This is a genomic window from Streptomyces sp. NPDC002926, from assembly GCF_053591755.1.
The window spans coordinates 103,798-120,493 of sequence record NZ_JBSFUK010000002.1; the positions used below are offsets into that span (position 1 = coordinate 103,798).

16 protein-coding genes are annotated in these 16,696 nt (G+C 68.0%); 4 read left to right on the forward strand and 12 right to left on the reverse strand.

Annotation, left to right across the window (positions count from 1 at the left end):
* Positions 1-49: 49 nt before the first annotated feature.
* The 9 genes from ACWDZ6_RS03720 to ACWDZ6_RS03760 form a co-directional block, all read right to left on the reverse strand.
* A complete protein-coding gene (locus ACWDZ6_RS03720) occupies positions 50-1,555 on the reverse strand; it encodes an MFS transporter (RefSeq protein WP_451501532.1) in 1,506 nt (501 codons plus the stop codon).
* Between the two features lie 103 nt (positions 1,556-1,658).
* Positions 1,659-3,956: an ArnT family glycosyltransferase gene (locus ACWDZ6_RS03725; RefSeq protein WP_451501533.1), complete on the reverse strand. Its 2,298-nt coding sequence runs from the start codon at positions 3,954-3,956 to the stop codon at positions 1,659-1,661.
* The gene (locus ACWDZ6_RS03730) at positions 3,953-5,416 is read right to left on the reverse strand and encodes a glycosyltransferase (protein ID WP_451501534.1); all 1,464 of its coding nucleotides are present in this window, start codon (positions 5,414-5,416) and stop codon (positions 3,953-3,955) included. The genes ACWDZ6_RS03725 and ACWDZ6_RS03730 overlap by 4 nt, the downstream gene beginning before the upstream one ends.
* A 25-nt stretch (positions 5,417-5,441) precedes the next feature.
* Complete coding sequence (locus ACWDZ6_RS03735; RefSeq protein WP_451501535.1) at positions 5,442-6,959, reverse strand: HAMP domain-containing sensor histidine kinase; 1,518 nt, start codon at positions 6,957-6,959, stop codon at positions 5,442-5,444.
* Entirely contained in the window at positions 6,952-7,689 is a 738-nt protein-coding gene (locus ACWDZ6_RS03740) for a response regulator transcription factor (RefSeq protein WP_366735014.1), read from the reverse strand. Before ACWDZ6_RS03740 ends, ACWDZ6_RS03735 begins: the two co-directional genes overlap by 8 nt.
* 66 nt (positions 7,690-7,755) lie before the next feature.
* A complete protein-coding gene (locus ACWDZ6_RS03745; RefSeq protein ID WP_451501904.1) occupies positions 7,756-8,679 on the reverse strand; it encodes an amidohydrolase family protein in 924 nt (307 codons plus the stop codon).
* Positions 8,680-8,743: 64 nt separating this feature from the next.
* Entirely contained in the window at positions 8,744-9,079 is a 336-nt protein-coding gene (locus ACWDZ6_RS03750) for an antibiotic biosynthesis monooxygenase family protein (protein WP_451501536.1), read from the reverse strand.
* A 107-nt stretch (positions 9,080-9,186) separates the two neighbouring features.
* A complete protein-coding gene (locus tag ACWDZ6_RS03755; protein WP_451501537.1) occupies positions 9,187-10,056 on the reverse strand; it encodes a DUF2797 domain-containing protein in 870 nt (289 codons plus the stop codon).
* A gap of 174 nt (positions 10,057-10,230) precedes the next feature.
* A complete protein-coding gene (locus ACWDZ6_RS03760) occupies positions 10,231-10,638 on the reverse strand; it encodes a DUF3291 domain-containing protein (protein ID WP_451501538.1) in 408 nt (135 codons plus the stop codon).
* 86 nt (positions 10,639-10,724) lie between these two features.
* Here ACWDZ6_RS03760 and ACWDZ6_RS03765 point away from each other — a divergent pair, with 86 nt between their 5' ends.
* The 3 genes from ACWDZ6_RS03765 (at position 10,725) to ACWDZ6_RS03775 (ending at position 13,649) form a co-directional block, all read left to right on the forward strand.
* Positions 10,725-11,357, forward strand: a complete 633-nt coding sequence (locus tag ACWDZ6_RS03765; RefSeq protein ID WP_451501539.1) for a MerR family transcriptional regulator — start codon at positions 10,725-10,727, stop codon at positions 11,355-11,357.
* A 652-nt stretch (positions 11,358-12,009) separates the two neighbouring features.
* Positions 12,010-12,597, forward strand: coding sequence for a hypothetical protein (locus ACWDZ6_RS03770; protein ID WP_451501540.1), 588 nt, complete (start codon positions 12,010-12,012; stop codon positions 12,595-12,597).
* Positions 12,594-13,649, forward strand: coding sequence for an ImmA/IrrE family metallo-endopeptidase (locus ACWDZ6_RS03775; RefSeq protein WP_451501541.1), 1,056 nt, complete (start codon positions 12,594-12,596; stop codon positions 13,647-13,649). Before ACWDZ6_RS03770 ends, ACWDZ6_RS03775 begins: the two co-directional genes overlap by 4 nt.
* Before the next feature lie 128 nt (positions 13,650-13,777).
* On the opposite strand, the gene ACWDZ6_RS03780 is transcribed toward ACWDZ6_RS03775, so the two are convergent.
* Together ACWDZ6_RS03780 and ACWDZ6_RS03785 are read right to left on the reverse strand one after the other, a co-directional pair.
* Positions 13,778-14,308 carry a GNAT family N-acetyltransferase gene (locus tag ACWDZ6_RS03780; RefSeq protein WP_451501542.1) on the reverse strand — a complete coding sequence of 177 codons (531 nt, stop codon included), beginning with the start codon at positions 14,306-14,308 and terminating at the stop codon, positions 13,778-13,780.
* A 26-nt stretch (positions 14,309-14,334) separates the two neighbouring features.
* Positions 14,335-15,108, reverse strand: coding sequence for a GntR family transcriptional regulator (locus tag ACWDZ6_RS03785; protein WP_451501543.1), 774 nt, complete (start codon positions 15,106-15,108; stop codon positions 14,335-14,337).
* Between the two features lie 485 nt (positions 15,109-15,593).
* Between ACWDZ6_RS03785 and ACWDZ6_RS03790 the strand changes: the two genes are divergently transcribed.
* Positions 15,594-16,022 carry a transcriptional regulator gene (locus ACWDZ6_RS03790; protein ID WP_451501544.1) on the forward strand — a complete coding sequence of 143 codons (429 nt, stop codon included), beginning with the start codon at positions 15,594-15,596 and terminating at the stop codon, positions 16,020-16,022.
* A gap of 5 nt (positions 16,023-16,027) precedes the next feature.
* Here the strand turns inward: ACWDZ6_RS03790 and ACWDZ6_RS03795 are convergent, their stop codons facing one another.
* Positions 16,028-16,396, reverse strand: coding sequence for a hypothetical protein (locus tag ACWDZ6_RS03795; RefSeq protein ID WP_451501545.1), 369 nt, complete (start codon positions 16,394-16,396; stop codon positions 16,028-16,030).
* Positions 16,397-16,696: the final 300 nt, after the last annotated feature.

Below are 16,696 nucleotides of genomic sequence, written 5' to 3' on the forward strand. Positions count from 1 at the left end.
CCCAGCCGGGCGGACGAGCCGGAACGGGCCGGTCCGCCCGGCCCCGATGCTATGCCGCCGTCCTGGGTGAGTCTGCCCGCTCCGCCCGCCTCAGCAGCATCGCGGCCAGCAGACCGCCGGCCAGCACCGCCACCGCGCCGACCAGCTGGCTCGTCTCCAGGCCGGAGGCGAACGCGTCGGACATACGACCACGTTCCGCGGGACTGTCCGCCGCGGCGAGTGCCGCGGGCAGCGATGCCGCGCCCACTGCCGTCGGCACGAGAGCGGTGAAGCGGGAATTCAGTACGGCGCCCAGGACGGCGACGCCGAGGCCGTTGCCGAACTCGGCGAGAGTGCCGTTCACACCCGCCCCCACCCCCGCCTTCTCCGGCGGAATCGCGCTCATGATCGCGTTTGCCATCGCCGGCATGGAGAGCGCGACACCCGCACCCATCACGATCAGCCCGAGCAGCATCCCGCCGTAGCCGTCGCCGCCGAGCACCGCGATCGTGGCGAGACCGGCTGCCACCAGGGTCATCCCGGCGGCGATGGTGCCCGGAGTACCGGCCTTCGGCAGCAGCCGTGCCCCGACGCCCGTGAGATTGAGGGCGATGACGGTCAGCGCGAGTGGAGCCGTACGCAGACCTGCGTCCAGCGGCCCGTACCCGAGGACGAACTGCAGATGCTGGGTAAGCAGAAAGAGCGAACCTCCCATGCCGAAGGCCACGAGGACCGCGCCGGCGACCGCGCCGATGAAACGCCGGTTGCGGAAGAAGTGCATGTCCAGCATCGGATACGGGATCCGGAGCTCCCAGAGCGCGAAGGCTCCGATGACCAGTACGCCGACCGCGGCCGAGCCCATGACCGGTGCGGAGGTCCAGCCGTGCCCGGGGCCGGAGATGATCGCGTACACCACCGCGGTCATGCCGATCGTGGACAGCAGCGCGCCGAGCAGATCGGGGCGGTCGCCGTGCGGGTTCTTGGACTCCGGTACGAGTGCGACGACCGCGAACAGTCCGATCGCCGCGACCGGGATGTTGACCAGGAAGATCGCGCCCCACCAGAAGTGGTCGAGCATGACCCCGCCGATCAGTGGACCGGCCGCGAAGCCCAGGGAATTGACGGTGGACCAGAGGCCGATGGCCCTGACCCGCTCGGCGTCGTCGAAGATCCGGACGACGACGGCAAGGGTCGTGGTCATCAGCAGCGCACCGCCGACGCCCATGCCCGCGCGGGCGGCGATCAGCTGCGTCGCGGACTGGGCCAGCCCCGCCGCGAGCGAGCCGAGGCCGAACAGCGCGAGGCCCGTGACCAGCATCCTCTTCCGGCCGTAGCGGTCGGCGGCATTGCCCGCGGTGAGCAGCAGGCCGGACTGGACCAGCGAATAGGCGTTGATCATCCACTGGATGTCGGCGGTCGAGGCGTCGAGTTCCCGGGTGAGAGAGGGGATCGCGACGCTGAGGACGGTGTTGTCGAGCAGCACGGTGAGCTGGGCGAGGCAGATGACGCCGAGGATGAGCCAGCGCTGCGGGTGGCCCGTGGGGGCCGGTCTGATCTCGGCAGTCGTTGCCGTCATACACGCTCCTTGTACGGTGTACGAGTTGAGTTCTCGTACACCGTACAAGGGATCCCTGTACGTCGTATAGGACTGTTTCCTGTGCGGCAGGTCGTCCTGACGGTTATGCCGTCCTGACGGGTTGTGCCGTCCTGTCGGTCAGGTCGTAGAGGGTCGTGCCGCCCACGGTGACCTTGGTGAAGGTGGACTCGATCCAGGAGGTGATCCCGGAGCTGGAGTTTCCGCCGGGGCCGCCGCCCATGCGGCCGCCGCTGCCGCTGCCGCTCGAGATGAAGTAGTGGATCTTCCCGTCAGCCACGTACTGCTTGAACCGGGCGAGGCTCGGGGAGGGGTCGCTTCCATTGAAGCCGCCGATCGCCATGACCGGCTTCTCGGTGGCGAGCTGGTAGCTCGCGGCGTTCTGCGAGCCGATGGCCGCGGCGGTCCATGTGTAGTCGTCGGCGTTCTGCTTCAGCTTGGCCTCGACGGCCGCGTCGACGTTCGCGCCATTGAGGAGGCCACCCATCCCGCCGCCTCCGCCGCCGGCGCCGCGATCGCCCTGCCCGGGGAAGCCGCCGGGCAGCCGGCCCTGGCCCTGAGCTGGGCCCTGGCCCTGGCCTTGGCCCGGCTGACCCCCGGTCGGGGGCTGAGCCCCCATACCGCCACCCGGACCACCCTGCTGAGGCCCACCCTGAGTCTGCCCCTGCTGCCCCGGCGGCTGCATCCGGCCGCCGAGCCCGCCCCCGTCACCGCCGCCCCGAGGCCCGCCACCGCCGCCGGGACCACCCCGGCCACCCGCGACCGCCGGCCCCGCCGTCACGATCGAGCCCGCGTGGCCCTCGCTCACCGTGGTGAGGGAGTACGCGAGCGGGCCCGCCAGCGAGAGAACGAGCCCCAGTCCGGCCGCACCGAGCGCCGGCCGACGCCCCGTCCGGCCCGCGAGCAGCAGCCCCGTGGCCGCCGCCAGACCGCCGATCAGCACCGTCCAGCGCAGCCACGGCAGATAGTCCGTGCTGCGCCCCAGCAGTGTGTACGACCAGTACGCCGTCACCGCGACCGTGCCGCCCAGCGCCGCCGAGCCGAGCAGTTTCGTCCGCTCCTCCCACAGCACCGTGGCGCCCATGCCGACGAGCGCGGCGATGTACGGCGCCAGCGCCACCGTGTAGTACTCGTGGAAGATCCCGGCCATGAAGCTGAAGATGCCCGCGGTCATCAGCAGCGAGCTGCCCCAGACCAGGAAGGCCGCGCGCGCCGTGTCCGTGCGCCCGGCCCGCCAGGTGACGACGATCCCCGCGACGAGCAGAAGCAGCGCCGCAGGCAGCAGCCAGGAGATCTGGCCGCCGATGCCGGAGCCGAACATCCGGTCGATCCCGGTTTCGCCCCAGCCACCGCCGCCAGGGCCGGCACCGCCTCCGACGCCGCCTCCGACGCTGCCGGTCTCGTCGCCGTTGATCCGGCCGAGGCCGTTGTAGCCGAATGTCAGTTCCAGGAAGCTGTTGTTCTGGGAGCCGCCGATGTACGGACGCGACGCCGCCGGCCACAGTTCGACGATCGCCACCCACCAGCCGCCCGCGACGACCGTCGCCAGCCCGGCCAGGGCGAGTTGGCCCAGCCGTCGCCGTACGGTCGTCGGCGCGCACACCACGTACACCAGCGCCAGCGGCGGCAGGATCAGGAACGCCTGCAGCGTCTTCGTCAGGAACGCGAAGCCGACCGCGACGCCCGCCCAGACCAGCCACTTCGTCCGCGCGTCCTCCAGCGCGCGCAGCACGCAGTACACGGTCACCGTCATCAGCAGCGCGAGCAGAGCGTCCGGGTTGTTGAAGCGGAACATCAGCGCGGCGATGGGCGTGAGCGCCAGCACGGCGCCCGCGATCAGCCCGGCGGCCGGCGTGAAACGACGTCGTACGGCGCCGTACACGACGCCCACCGTCGCGACGCCCATCAGCACCTCGGGCAGCAGGATCTGCCAGGAGCCGAGTCCGAAGAGCCGTACGGACAGGGCCATCGGCCACAGCGCCGCCGGAGGCTTGTCGACGGTGATGGAGTTCGCGGCGTCGGACGATCCGAAGAAGAAGGCCTTCCAGCTTTCGCTGCCGGCCTGCACGGCCGCGGAGTAGAAGGAGTTGGCGTAGCCGGACGCGCTCAGGTTGTAGAGGTAGAGCAGCGCGGTGGCGAGGAGGATCGCGAGGAAGGCGGGGCGCACCCATGGGGCGTCCTCGGCCCGCCCCCGCCAGATCCGGGCCACGCGCCCGCCCACCCGCCGGTGCCCGCCGAGCCCCTGCCGGCCGGCGCCGGGCGGGGCCTGGACGGCGTCGGACGCGGGCCGGCCGGCGCCGGGCGCGAGCCCGGCCGCCTGCGGCAAGAGCCCCGGCGGGCTCCCCGGTGGCGGGTACGCGTGGCTGTCGTGCGACGTGGTCATCGTGCGTTCCTCTGGTCGTTGTCCTGCGGGACGACGCGCAACTGCGTCGTCACGTCCGAAGTGCGGTCCGCGGCTTCACCGGCACGGAAGTCGGCTGTGTCGTACGCGTGTTGCGACGGGCATGCGTGCTGCGAGGGATAGGCGTGTGGGGACCGGTACGGATGTGGGGACCGGTCGGTCACGGGTCGGGCCGTCGCGGATTCGCCCGCCGCGGCCGCGTCGCGCCGGTCCGGGAAGACCCATGCCCTCAAGAGCAGGAACCGCAGCACCGTCGCCGCCAGGTTCGCTGCGATCAGAACCGCGAGTTCGGTGCCGTGGGAGGTGCCTGTGGCGGCCGCGTCCAGGGCCGCCAGCGAGCCGCTGGTCAGCGCGAGCCCGATGCCGAACACGACCAGGCCCTGCGCCTGATGGCGTACGGCGCGGTCCCGGCCGCGTACCCCGAAGGTGAGCCGGCGGTTCGCGGCCGTGTTCGCGACGGCCGAGACCAACAGCGCGCCCGCATTGGCTACTTGGGGCCCGACGCCCGCCCGGAAGAGCGAATACAGCAGCAGGTAGAGGAGCGTGGAGAGCGCGCCCACCACACAGAAACCGACCAGCTGCCGGGCCAGACCCCCCGGCACTCCGCTGAGTTGCCGGTCCCGGGGGTCGTCGCCGAAGGGCCGCGCCAGCCGGTCGAGCGGCAGCGCGCCGACCGCGAGCGCCCGCCCCACCCGCCACACGCCCCTGAGGTCTTCCGTCGCCGTACTGACGATGTGCACCGTGGAGTCCGGGTCGTCGACCCAGTCCACCGGCACTTCATGAATACGCAGCCCGGCGCGCTCCGCCAGCACCAGCAGCTCCGTGTCGAAGAACCATCCGGTGTCCTCGACCATCGGCAGCAGACGCTCGGCGACCTCTCGCCGTATCGCCTTGAATCCGCACTGGGCGTCGGAGAACCGGGCCGCGAGGGACGACTTCAGGATCAGGTTGTAGGCGCGCGAGATGAACTCCCGCTTCGGGCCGCGCACCACCCGCGACGACCGCGCGAGACGCGATCCGATCGCCAGGTCCGAGTGCCCCGAGATCAGCGGCGCGACCAGCGGCAGCAGTGCGTTGAGGTCGGTCGACAGATCCACATCCATATAGGCGAGTACGGGAGCGTCGGAGTGCGACCACACGGTGCGCAGCGCACGGCCCCGCCCCTTCTCCTCCAGCCGGTACGACCGCACCTCGGCGATCGCGGAGTCGAGCCACGCCGCCACCTCTGGCGTGCGGTCGGTGCTCGCGTTGTCGGCGATGGTGATGCGGAAGCCGTACGGGAAGGTCCGCGCGAGGTGGTCGTGCAGCCGCAGCACGCACCGCTCGAGGTCGGCCTCCTCGTTGTAGACCGGTATCACCACATCGAGTACGGGCAGATCGGCCGCGGCGGCGAGCAGATGCTCCCGGGCCGGCAGAGTCCCCCTTGGGGTGTCGGTTCGCATGGAACGACACTCGGCGGGCGCGCTGTCACATCTGTGTGATGCGCCTGTGCCCCGTCTGTGAGTCGTACAGGGCAGGCAGTTCCACCGCGAAGACGGTGTGCCCGGGCCGGGACCACACCGTCACGAAGCCGCCGTGCGCGGTGACGACCGCCTGCACGATCGCCAGTCCGAGACCGGTGCTTCCGGCATGCCGGGACCTGGACGCGTCACCGCGCGCGAACCGTTCGAAGATGTGCGGTTGCAGCTCGGACGGGATACCGGGCCCGTCGTCCTCGATCTCCAGCACGACCTTCGGCCCGCCGACGCGCACCCGTGCGGTGACCGTGGTGCCGGGTGGCGTGTGGGTCCTGGCGTTCGCCAGCAGATTGACCAGCACCTGATGGAGCCGGGCACCGTCGCCGCGTACGGTCGCGGGCTCGACCGGCAACTCGAGCCGCCACTTGTGGTCCTGGCCCGCCGCCCGCGCATCGCTGAGAGCGTCCACGACCAGCGGGGAGAGATCAGTGCTCTGGTACGAGAGCGGGCGTCCGGCATCGAGCCGTGCGAGCAGCAGCAGGTCCTCCACCAGGCCCGTCATCCGGGTCGCCTCGGCCTCGATCCGCCCCAGTGCGTGCCGGGTGTCCGCGCCGACCTCCTCCCGTCCGCGCCGGGTCAGCTCGGCGTAGCCACGGATCGACGCCAGCGGCGTACGCAGCTCATGGCTGGCGTCCGCGACGAACTGCCGCACCCGCGTCTCGCTCTCCTGCCGCACCGCGAGCGCCGAACCGACATGCCCCAGCATCCGGTTGAGCGCGGCGCCGACCTGCCCGACCTCGGTCCGAGGATCGGCCTCGGCGGCCGGGACCCGCTCGTGCAGGGCCACCTCACCGCTGTGCAGCGGCAGTTCGGAGACCCGGGTGGCGGTGGCGGCGACCCGCCGGAGCGGCCGCAGCGCGACCCCGACAAGGGCGGCCCCGGCGATCCCGGCGGCGATCAGTCCGGCGCCGGTGACACAGACCTCGACCACCACGAGGGTGCCGAGCTGGTCCTGAACATCGCTCGTGGGGAGCCCTACGAGGAAGGATCCCCGGATCCCGGTGATGTACCTGACCCGGTAGTCGCCCCGGCCCGCCAGCTCCACGGTGTGCGAACTGCGGTCGCGCGGTGCCTTCGCCAAGGCCTCGGACTGCGCCACGGTGAGCGCACTCACCTGCGGCGCGAGCCCGTCGGACGCCGGCTCGGTGCTGGCCACGCCACGGTCGATGGTGCCGTCGTCGGCGACCAGGGCGCCGACGGTGCCCACCGGCATACCGCCGCCGTTGACGAAGCCGAGCGGATCCTTGGAGAGCGTATCGATCGGCGGCCGCCCGCCGCCCGTGTCCGGCGGGCCCGCGGCCCGGGCCGCGACGTTGCGCAGCTGGATGTCCAACTGGCCGTACAGATAGGTGCGGTAGGCGATCGTCGTGACCGTCCCGATCACCGCGGCCACGACCGCGATCAACACCACCGCGGAGACCACCAGCCGGGTCCGCAGCGACCATCTGCGGCCCGTCAGGCTACTCACCGGGCTTGATCAGATATCCGGCACCGCGCCGGGTGTGGATCATCGGCGCCCGCCCCGCATCGATCTTCTTCCGCAGATACGAGACATACAGCTCGACCACATTGGCCTGGCCGCCGAAGTCGTAGGACCACACCCGGTCGAGGATCTGCGCCTTGCTCAGCACACGCCGCGGATTGCGCATCAGAAAGCGCAGCAGCTCGAACTCCGTCGCTGTCAGATGGATCGAGTCCCCGCCACGGCTGACCTCGTGGCTGTCCTCGTCGAGCGTCAGGTCGCCGACCGCCAGCATCGACTCGCTCCGTGCGGTCGCCGCGCCCGACCGCCGGATCAGCCCGCGCAGCCTGGCAACGACCTCCTCCAGCGAGAACGGCTTGGTGACATAGTCGTCGCCGCCCGCCGTGAGACCCGCGATCCGGTCCTCGACCGCGTCCCTGGCGGTAAGAAAGAGCACCGGGACCTCGGGCAGATCGCGGCGCAGCCGCCCCAGCACGGCCAGTCCGTCCATATCGGGCAGCATCACATCCAGCACCACCGCGTCGGGCCGGAAGTCGCGCGCCGTACGCACCGCGCCCGCGCCGTCGCCCGCGCTGCGCACCTCCCACCCTTCGTAGCGCAGAGCCATCGACAGCAGCTCGCTCAACGCAGCCTCGTCGTCCACGACGAGTACGCGGACGGGGCTGCCGTCCGGCCTGAGCATTTCGGTACGCCCGTGGGGCGAGGTCGCGGTCATGCTCGTACCCTGCGACCCCGCCCTGAGAGGGTCCTTTCCGCTTCCTGTGAATTTCCTGAGAATGCGCTAGGAGTGCTGAAGGCCGAGCAGCCCGGCGCCGTTCTCGTAGCAGACTGCTCGCAGCCAGTCGTCCCCGAGCCCGAGGCCTTCGAGCGCGCGGAGCTGATGGACGTACGGATACGGGATGTTGGGGAAGTCCGTACCCAGCACGATCTTGTCGCCGAGGTCCGCGAGGCGCGCCTTCTCCCGCTCCGGGAAGGGCGCGAACCGCTCGCTGAAATCCGTGAAGGCCATCGTCGTGTCCAGTCGCACCTCGCCGTACCGCTCGGCGAGATCCAGGAAGTCCGTGTATTCCGGCATCCCCATGTGCGCGACCACCAGCCGCAGCCGCGGATGCCGCGCGAGCAGTCGGCCCACCGGCTCGGGCCCGGTGTGCTTCCCGGGCGCGGGACCGGAACCGGAGTGCATCACCACCGGGACCCCGGCCTCGGCGAGCAGCCCCCAGACGGGATCGAGCAGCTCGTCATTGGGGTCGTACGCGCCGACTTGGAGATGCGACTTGAAGATCCTCGCGCCGGTCTCGACCGCCTCTCGTACGTAGCGCTCGACGCCGTCCTCCGGGAAGAGGGTCGCCGTATGCACACAGTCCGGTGTGCGCGCCGCGAACGCCGCCGCCCAGCCGTTGAGCCAGGCGGCCATTCCGGCTTTGTGCGGATAGAGCATCGAGGTGAAGGAGCGCACCCCGAACTCCCGCAGCAGAGCGACCCGTCTTTCTTCCTCGTGCCGGTAGGTGATCGGCCACTCCAGGCCGGTCAGCGGCCCGGCGGCGTCGAAGTAGGCCCACACCTTCTTGAGGACCTGCTCCGGCATGAAGTGCGTGTGCACGTCGACGAGCCCGGGCAGCCGGAGCCGCTCCCAGAACCTCCGCACATCCGCCGCCTCATGGTCGTCCGACCCCTCGGCCAGACCCCCGGTCGGACCCTCAGGCAGGCTCTCGATCCGGCCCTCGGTCAGGCTCTCGGTCGAGCCATCCGTCCGACCCTCGATCCGGCGCTCAGTCCCGCTCAAAGCAGTAACTCCGCTCCACCTTGCCCACATGGACGCTGTAGCTCTCGTACCACTCGGCCCGTCCGCGTTTCTGCGCGGCCTGGTGCTCCAGATTCCGCTGCCAGGTGGCGATGGCTTCCTCGTCCCTGAAGTACCCGACGGTGATCCCGAGCCCACCGGGCGTCCGCGCCGTCTCGTACCCGAGGAACCCAGGGACCTCTTCCACCAGTTTCTTCATGCGCTCGGCGGTCTCGCCGTACCCCTCGGGCCGCTCCGTCCGAACGGAGGTGAAAACCACGGTGTAGTACGGCGGATCATGTGCCGCGACAGGGTTGATGCTCATGACACTCACCTTCCGTTCCCGGTCGGGGAGGTGTCCAGAGCCATTACCCGAAGGGATCCCTGAGGATCCAACTTTTGACCTTCGGGCCGGACGAACCGGCGGAGCCGTCAGAAGAGCCCGTCCTGCACAGCGCCCGGACCGGCCATGTCGACGAGGGGCACCGTCACCCCCGCATCGCTGTCGGCACCGATCAAGCCCCACCCGGTCATCAGGCGCGTATCGACCACCACCAGACCGTCCCCCGCCGTCCGCAGATGCAGATCAGGCCCGGCGGCCGCCACCAGCAACCCCGCGACCACCCCGCCGTCCACCAGCTCGCGCACCACCCCGGTCGCGGCCGGCAGCCCGTCGAGCCCGAACACCTCGGCGTGATCGACCGCCTCGAGGTCCATCCGCTCCAGCGACTCCGCCCACCCCTCAAGACCGACCGCGCGCCGGTGCAGCTCTTCGATCTCCGCCGCCCGCTCGACCGCGGCCGGCAGCGCGGCCCGTACCGCCCGCTTGGCCGCGTACGGAATCCGGTCCGGCACGCCCAGCGCCGTGCGCAGCAGCTCCTCGGTCCGCCGCGCCGCCATCAGCGGTCCGCGCCCCAGCCAGCTGAAGACCACGGCCCCCTGCTCCAGCAGCCGCGCCGCGCCGCGCTCCTCGGCGGTGATCCCGACCTTGACCATGCCGGGTCCGAACCACGCGAGATACACGCGGTACGTCCGCGGGTCGTCGGCGATCGTGTCGGCGGCCACCGAGTGCGCCCGGTCCAGCCGCGCGCACTCCGCGCACCGCGCCTGCGTCGCCCGCCCGGAGACGATGGTCCGCGTGGGACAGGGATTCCCCCGCGCTCCGACACACCGCCGTTGCCCCTCGGCCCGGAAGCCCAGCTCCTTCCCGGGGGTCAGCGGACTGATCCGCCCGCCCTCCCACTCGAGCACGGGCATCCGCGTCCCGCGCGGCCAGCCGAGCCCCGCACACCGCCACGCCATACACACACCTCCGGACGAATACGCGGACGCTACCGGAGCGTACGGAGCGCGGCCGTGGTTACCTCGACCACCACCCGCAATGGGCTGAACAACTGTTCAGTTGTGGCTGGAACGCGACACCGAGGTCATGACGAACCAGGGCAAGCCTGAACAAGCCGGAACGATCACCCGTCGTCAGGCTCCGCCGTCGGTCCGCGCCTGCTCCGCGATACGCCGCTCGGCCTCGTCCCAACCGATCGGCAGCTGCTCCACCGGGACTTCCCAGAAGGTGAAGGTCGAGTCGCGCATGGTCGCGCGCAACCCGGTCATGATCCCGCGATGCGGCTCGGTCCTCGCGTACGCGTAGAGGGCGTCCCGGCTCTCCCATGCGGACAGCGTGAGGAAGACGCGCTTCGTCGGCCGGGCGACGAGGGATGCGCCAAAGGCTCCCGGCGTGGACCGCACCTGCCGCCAGGCGGCGAGCGACTTCCAGAAGAAACGCGGTACGTCCCCGAAGGAGCGCACCTCGAAGCGGGAGGCCATGACGAACGCCTGAGCGCCTGGCGGAGCGGGGTTCGGGGTGACCCAAGGGAGTGTGGGCATCGCACTTCTCGCCTTCATGGATAGGCAGTGACACTATCCATATTAGAGAGTGACACTCTCCAATAGCCAGACGAGAGTGAGAACAGGTGCGAATTTCCGAGCTGAGCCGCCGCAGCGGGGTGCCGATCACGACGATCAAGCACTACCTCCGGGAGGGACTGCTGCCTCCCGGACGGGCGACAGCCGCGACCCAGGCCGAGTACGAGGAGTCGCACATACGCCGCCTCCGGCTGATCCGCGCCCTCATCGGAGTACGAGGGCTGTCGGTCAACGCCACCAGGGAGCTGCTGACTGCCGTGTCCGAGCACGAAGCCGACACCCACCAGGTGCTCGGCCTCGTCCTCGGCGCCAGGCCGGTCACCGGGACGGAGCCCGGGACCGGCAAGGAGGACGACCGGCCCGGCAGCGCCGACGCGGATGCGCTGCTGACGGAAATGGGCTGGCAGGTCTCGGAACACGCCCCGGCCAAGGGCGTCATCACCGACACCCTGGAGACCTTGCGATCACTCGGCGTCGACTACGACTGGCGGTCCCTTGTGCCCTACGCGACTCTCGCCGAGCACACCGCCGCCCACGATCTCGATCAACTGGACGACACCACCGACCCCCTGGAACGGGCCGAACGAGCCCTGCTGCTGACCGTGTTGCTGGAGCCCGCCCTCCTGGCACTGCGACGCCTCGCACAGGAGGACGAGTCGGCCAAGAGATACGGCGGCTGACAACGGGCCGAGCGGGTGCCCCCGGCTCCCGAGGAGCCCGCCACCTCACGTTCGATCCAGCGGCGGATCCCCACCACATAGGCGCGCTCCGCGCGGCTCAGATCCCGCGCCTTGGGAACGCCGGGTCAGATCCCGCTGCGGAGACGTCAATGGCACCGCTCATGCCAGAAGCCCCTCGGGATGATCCCGAGGGGCTTCTGAACTGTGTGCACTCGGCAGGATTCGAACCTGCAACCTTCTGATCCGTAGGCGGGTGCACCGTGCCTCGATCTGCCCTCCACACGAACGCACGACATGGCGGACATGCTCGGGACATGGAGTTGAGTGCGCCGTCGTACGCAGACGTACGTCCCTGTTGATGTCAGCGACTGATGTCAGGGGAGCGGTCCGCCGACGGATCGAAGGAGGGCCTGGGGGCAGAGCGCGACACATGGGCCGGCAGCCACCGGCCGGCGCCGACCGCACCCGGAGCGCAGCTTCAACCACCCGTACGAACACGTAGACAGCTCCGCAGCCACGTGACACCCTCTTAGGCGAACGCTTGTTCGATTACGCGGATCTTGGAATCTTTTCTGGAATATTTGACGGGCCTTCTGCAACCTGCCATGCTTCTCGCGTGGCAAACGCATCGCCCATGGATAGGGCTTCGTGTGTGCGGCTGCTCCAGCCTTTTCAGAACAAGTTCGACCAGTGCTTTCGCGACGCGTGGGACCGCTGGCAGGACTGGCTGAAGAAGCTGGAGGGCTCACCTGCTGACGTGTCGTCTCGCTCGCGAGCGAATATGCTCTACGACTTCATCACCGCTGAGGCCGTTAAGCAGTTCATCGGGGTCGAGCATGTGCGGGTTCGGAAAGAGCGCGGATTCCTGGTGATTTACATCCAGAATCGTGTCGTAGTCCGCTTCAAGAAGTTCCGAGGCCGCAAACTCAGGACCAGTGGAATACCCACTGGTCAGGCACTGGCTTTCCAGGGGCAGACTCTGGAATTTTCCAGTGAGGTTGAACCGATGACGCACTTAGTCGCCGGCTACCTCTTGGACAACTTCGAGCTTGACCTGGCGAAGCTCGCGATTACCTGCTCGCTTGACGGCGAGCACCTGTGGGCGCCGATCGAAATCATCCCGGATGCGGGCCAGGGCGGAATCACGATTCCCATGCCTGCGGCTCCCGGAGACGGGCCAAGGCCAGTCATTCGCAGCACGCGGAAGACGCCGGCGGAGGAGACAAGCGAGACGAAATGACCATCAATCCGCGCATGCTTATTCTGGCGCGGGAGGCGCAGGGTCTTACACAACAAGATCTTGCTAAGGCTACTGGGTTGGCGCAGTCTACTCTCAGCAAGGCTGAGAATGGGCTGCGCCCCTTGCCTGAGGCCGACGTGCCTCAAGTCGCAAAGGTGTTGAAAGTGACACCGGAGCTGCTGACTTGGCAAGAGGAAATTTACGGTTTCGGAAGTGCCAGCTTCTTTCACCGTAAGCAGCAGAGTCTTTCACAACGGACTCTGCGTAAGATCCAAGCCCATGTGAACCTACTTCGCATGAGGCTAGTACGTCTGAGTGACGGAATTGCAGTAGATACCTCACTCACCATCCCGCGAATTGATATTGACGACGTTGGCACGGCGACCGAAGCGGCTCGCCGTGTTCGTGCTGCCTGGCGCCTGCCCATGGGGCCCGTTCCCAACCTGGTCAACATCGTGGAAGCGGCCGGCGGAACTGTACTGCTACGCGACTTCGAGACGCATCGAATTAACGCAATCAGCGTATGGCACCCCGGAGCTGGACCACTATTCGTGCTCAATAGTGAGCTAAGTCCAGAGAGGCAACGCTTTGTACTCGCACACGAAATCGGGCATATGGTTATGCACGAGGGTGAGCCACCACGCGAAACCGCAGAGAAGGAAGCGGATTCATTCGCTGAAGAGTTGTTGATGCCAGCCGCCGAGATCACAAAAGATCTGGGCGGCATTGATGTTCGTAAGGCAGCAGCGCTAAAGCCTTATTGGCGCGTGCCTATGCAGTCCCTCATCATCAGGGCCGAACATCTAGACATCATCTCGCAAGCTCGCTCACGTAGCCTTCATGCTTACATGAACAAGGCTGGATACCTAGCAAGCGAGCCTGCCCCCCTTCAGCGTGAACAGCCTCAGATTTATCGGGAGATGCTCCGAATTCATATCGAAGAGCACGACTATTCGATTCAAGAGCTATCCCAAGTCATGGGAATGACAGACGAAGACCTGGAAATGGAAATTATGGGACCTGGCCGTCGCAGCCTGCGTCTCGTTCGATAGATACCCTAGTGAGGGCCAGCAGCAATAAGGCCCTGACAGAACTAGGCCCTAGGCGAGCCCGCCTCATGCCCTGCGGCCGACATACATAAGCCCGGCCCCGGCTCCGCGTTCGGAGTCGGGGCTTTATGTTATGCGGTAGGTATTGGGGCAGGCGTTTCGTCTTTGAAACCATGATTGGCTGGACGGGCAGCGCGCTGGGCAAGCCAACCTGAAACCCGAGGCCCACCATTCACCGCGACACCTTCGAGGACAGTCCGAACGTACTCAAACCCTTGGCGCAGGTAATACGCCTGCAGCTCTTGGTTGGTCGTCCATGCGTCCAGGCGGAGCCACTTGGCTTCTGACCTGTAGGCGCGGTCTCCAGCCCAATCGAGCAGGCGCCCGCCGAGGCTCTGGCCAGCGTGACTGCGCGCCACCGTGAGCTTGTTGATGAACAGGGAAGGTTCCCCGAGTTCCTGGCCCGTCCAGAGCCCTGCCTCTGCTTCGGGAGTCAGGGTGATGGTCGCCGCCGTCGCACCGCCGTCCAAGACCATGAAGACTGTTCCCGCCTCGATGGCCTCCAGCAGCTTCTCGGCAGGGTAGGGGCGCTGCCACTGGTCAGTACCGAGCCGGGCCAGCCAAGCTGCGGCCTCCTCGCGGAAGGTCAGCAGCTTGTCCACGTCGTCCGAACAGGCAACGATTATTCTCACTGAGGCTCGTTCTCGCTCCGGGCGGACAGGTCGCCGATCTCGTAGTTCATCCGGTTCAGATCGCCCCGGAACGTCGTGACGGTGCAGCGAATGGGCCGCTCTGACGAGTAACCCGTCCGCATCCACAGGAGCACCGGCACCCCCGCACCGATCTCCAACAAGCGCGCTTCATCTGGGGTGGGCATGCGGGTTGAGATCTCATCGAAGTAGCCGATCTGCTCGGTCCCGCGGGCAGCCAGGTAGCGCGTCGTACCCTCATCGATGTCGCCGGGCTCGGCCAGGCGGGGGGCTTCATCGGCGAGCCACGCCGGGTAGTACGTGGCCTGCGTCGACCACGGCATGTCATCCACGTAGCGATGGCAGAAGCGCAGGACGGTACGAGACCCACGGTCCACCTTCAGCCGTTCCGCCACGTCGTCCAGCGCTGGCAGGATCTCAACTCTGAACGTCTGGTGAGGCCGACGACCAGCGGCAGTGACATCCGTGCTGTAGGCGTCGCCGTTCTGCGGAAAGCTCAGATTCTCGAAGCGAGAGGCGTTCAGCTCGAAGACCTCGTGTTTGGCCACCTCGTATCCGAGACCTTGACTGGACGTCACCAGTCCCTGTGTGACCAGCAAGCCAAGCCCGGATCGCACGGTGTTCCGCGACGCGTCAAAGCGCGCTGACAGTTCGCTCTCCGACGGAAGCCGGGACCCCGGCGGGTAGGTCCCGTTGTCGATCTCGCGGCGCAGCGCATCCGCGACCTGCCGGTATTTCGGCTGCTTGCTCATGGTCCCATCATGACGCACTCGCGCAACTTGTTGGTACATGCCGGCTCCAAAGCCTTGACGACTCACTGTCCGTGGGTGCAGCATCACTGCATCAGCTTGTACCAACAAGTTGAGCAGGTGGTGCAGCACCATTAAGCATTCCTGCATGCACGGATATTCCCGCTTCGGGACTGCTGGCATCAGCGGTTCTGGAGTGCACGGCCAGGAGCCCCGCAGCGGTCGGGGGGAGGGTCCCGGGTCCCTTGTCAGTCCCGGAGGGCTTAAGACCGAAAGGTCACGTCCCCATACGCCTTCGCCAGGCATGGCCGCTCTACCTCGCACGGGAGCGGCAGACCTGAAGGGGACATTCGCGCTGCTCAACCCACCGCAGCGTTCGTTGCTGCGGCCGGTTGCCTCCCCTGCCCGTCCGGCGCGTTTGCGCTGTACGGGCGGGGCTGAGGGGAGCCGGATGGCTTGCTTGTCCCTCTCAACCTGGGAGTTTTCGCATGGACGCTGCTCTCTTCGCTGCGGTCTTCATCGCGTTATGGGTCGGGCATTCGGTGGGCGACCACTGGGTGCAGACCTCGCACCAGTCGTGCACGAAGGGTCTGCCGGGATGGCCTGGCAGCCTCGCCGCCGCACGGCACGTCGCCACCCTCACCATCACGAAAGCCCTGCTGCTGGTCCCGGCAGCGTGGCTGCTCGGGCTGGAACTGTCGATGGCCGGGCTAGTCGCCGGCCTCACTGTGGACGCGCTGTCGCACGGCTGGGCCGATCGCCGCAGCACGCTCGCCCGCCTCGCTCAGGCGACCGGTAAGAGCGAGTTCTACCGGCTGGGCACGCCGCGTGCCGGCCGGGACGACAACCCGCACATCGGCACCGGCGCTTATGCGCTGGACCTTCTCTGCACTAACTCGGGCGGCGCGACCGCATGATTCCGTCAGCTATCGACTGTGCCATGTGGTATTGCCACGAGGCCCAATTCCTTGCGGGTCGCAACGAGGAATGCCTTCTGGGCCGACCACAGCCTCTCGAAAGCCTCGGGGGGAAGAGTCGCCTCGGAGCATGTCGCTCGTGCGGCGGCGATCTGCCGAACGCTCCTGACGACCTCCCCGGCGGCGTTCAGCGCGTCGGGGGATTCCGACACGAGACGAACAGCCGTGGAGGCTCCCTCAAGCCCTTCCTTGTAGGGGCGCCCTTCCTGGTCGAAGTAGGGCATCAGTTCGCCCGGAATCCGCGGATGCGGGACAGCAGTGATGTTGGCGGTCGGCTCAAGTGCGAACGCCACGTACTGACGGTAGGCGGCCACGAAGTCTTTGTACGCAGCCAGACGAATGTCCCTCCACTGACGTGCGTGATCGCGCTGCCACAAACGGTCCTGGTTGCGTATGGACAACCACCCGCCCAGAACCGCACCAAGCAGCGCAACTACCCCCGTGATCGCAGTACTCGCAACGTTCACCTGTTCCCCCTCCCGGCCTCGGTGGAGCCTGCCCAGTTTCCAGCAGGGGGTGTTCACGAGCGAGGGTGCGGATCCATCGGGAGTCCGACACATCGCCGCCAAGTCGAGCCGATCACCGAGTCGGTGCAGTCAACTAACCAGTCCTTC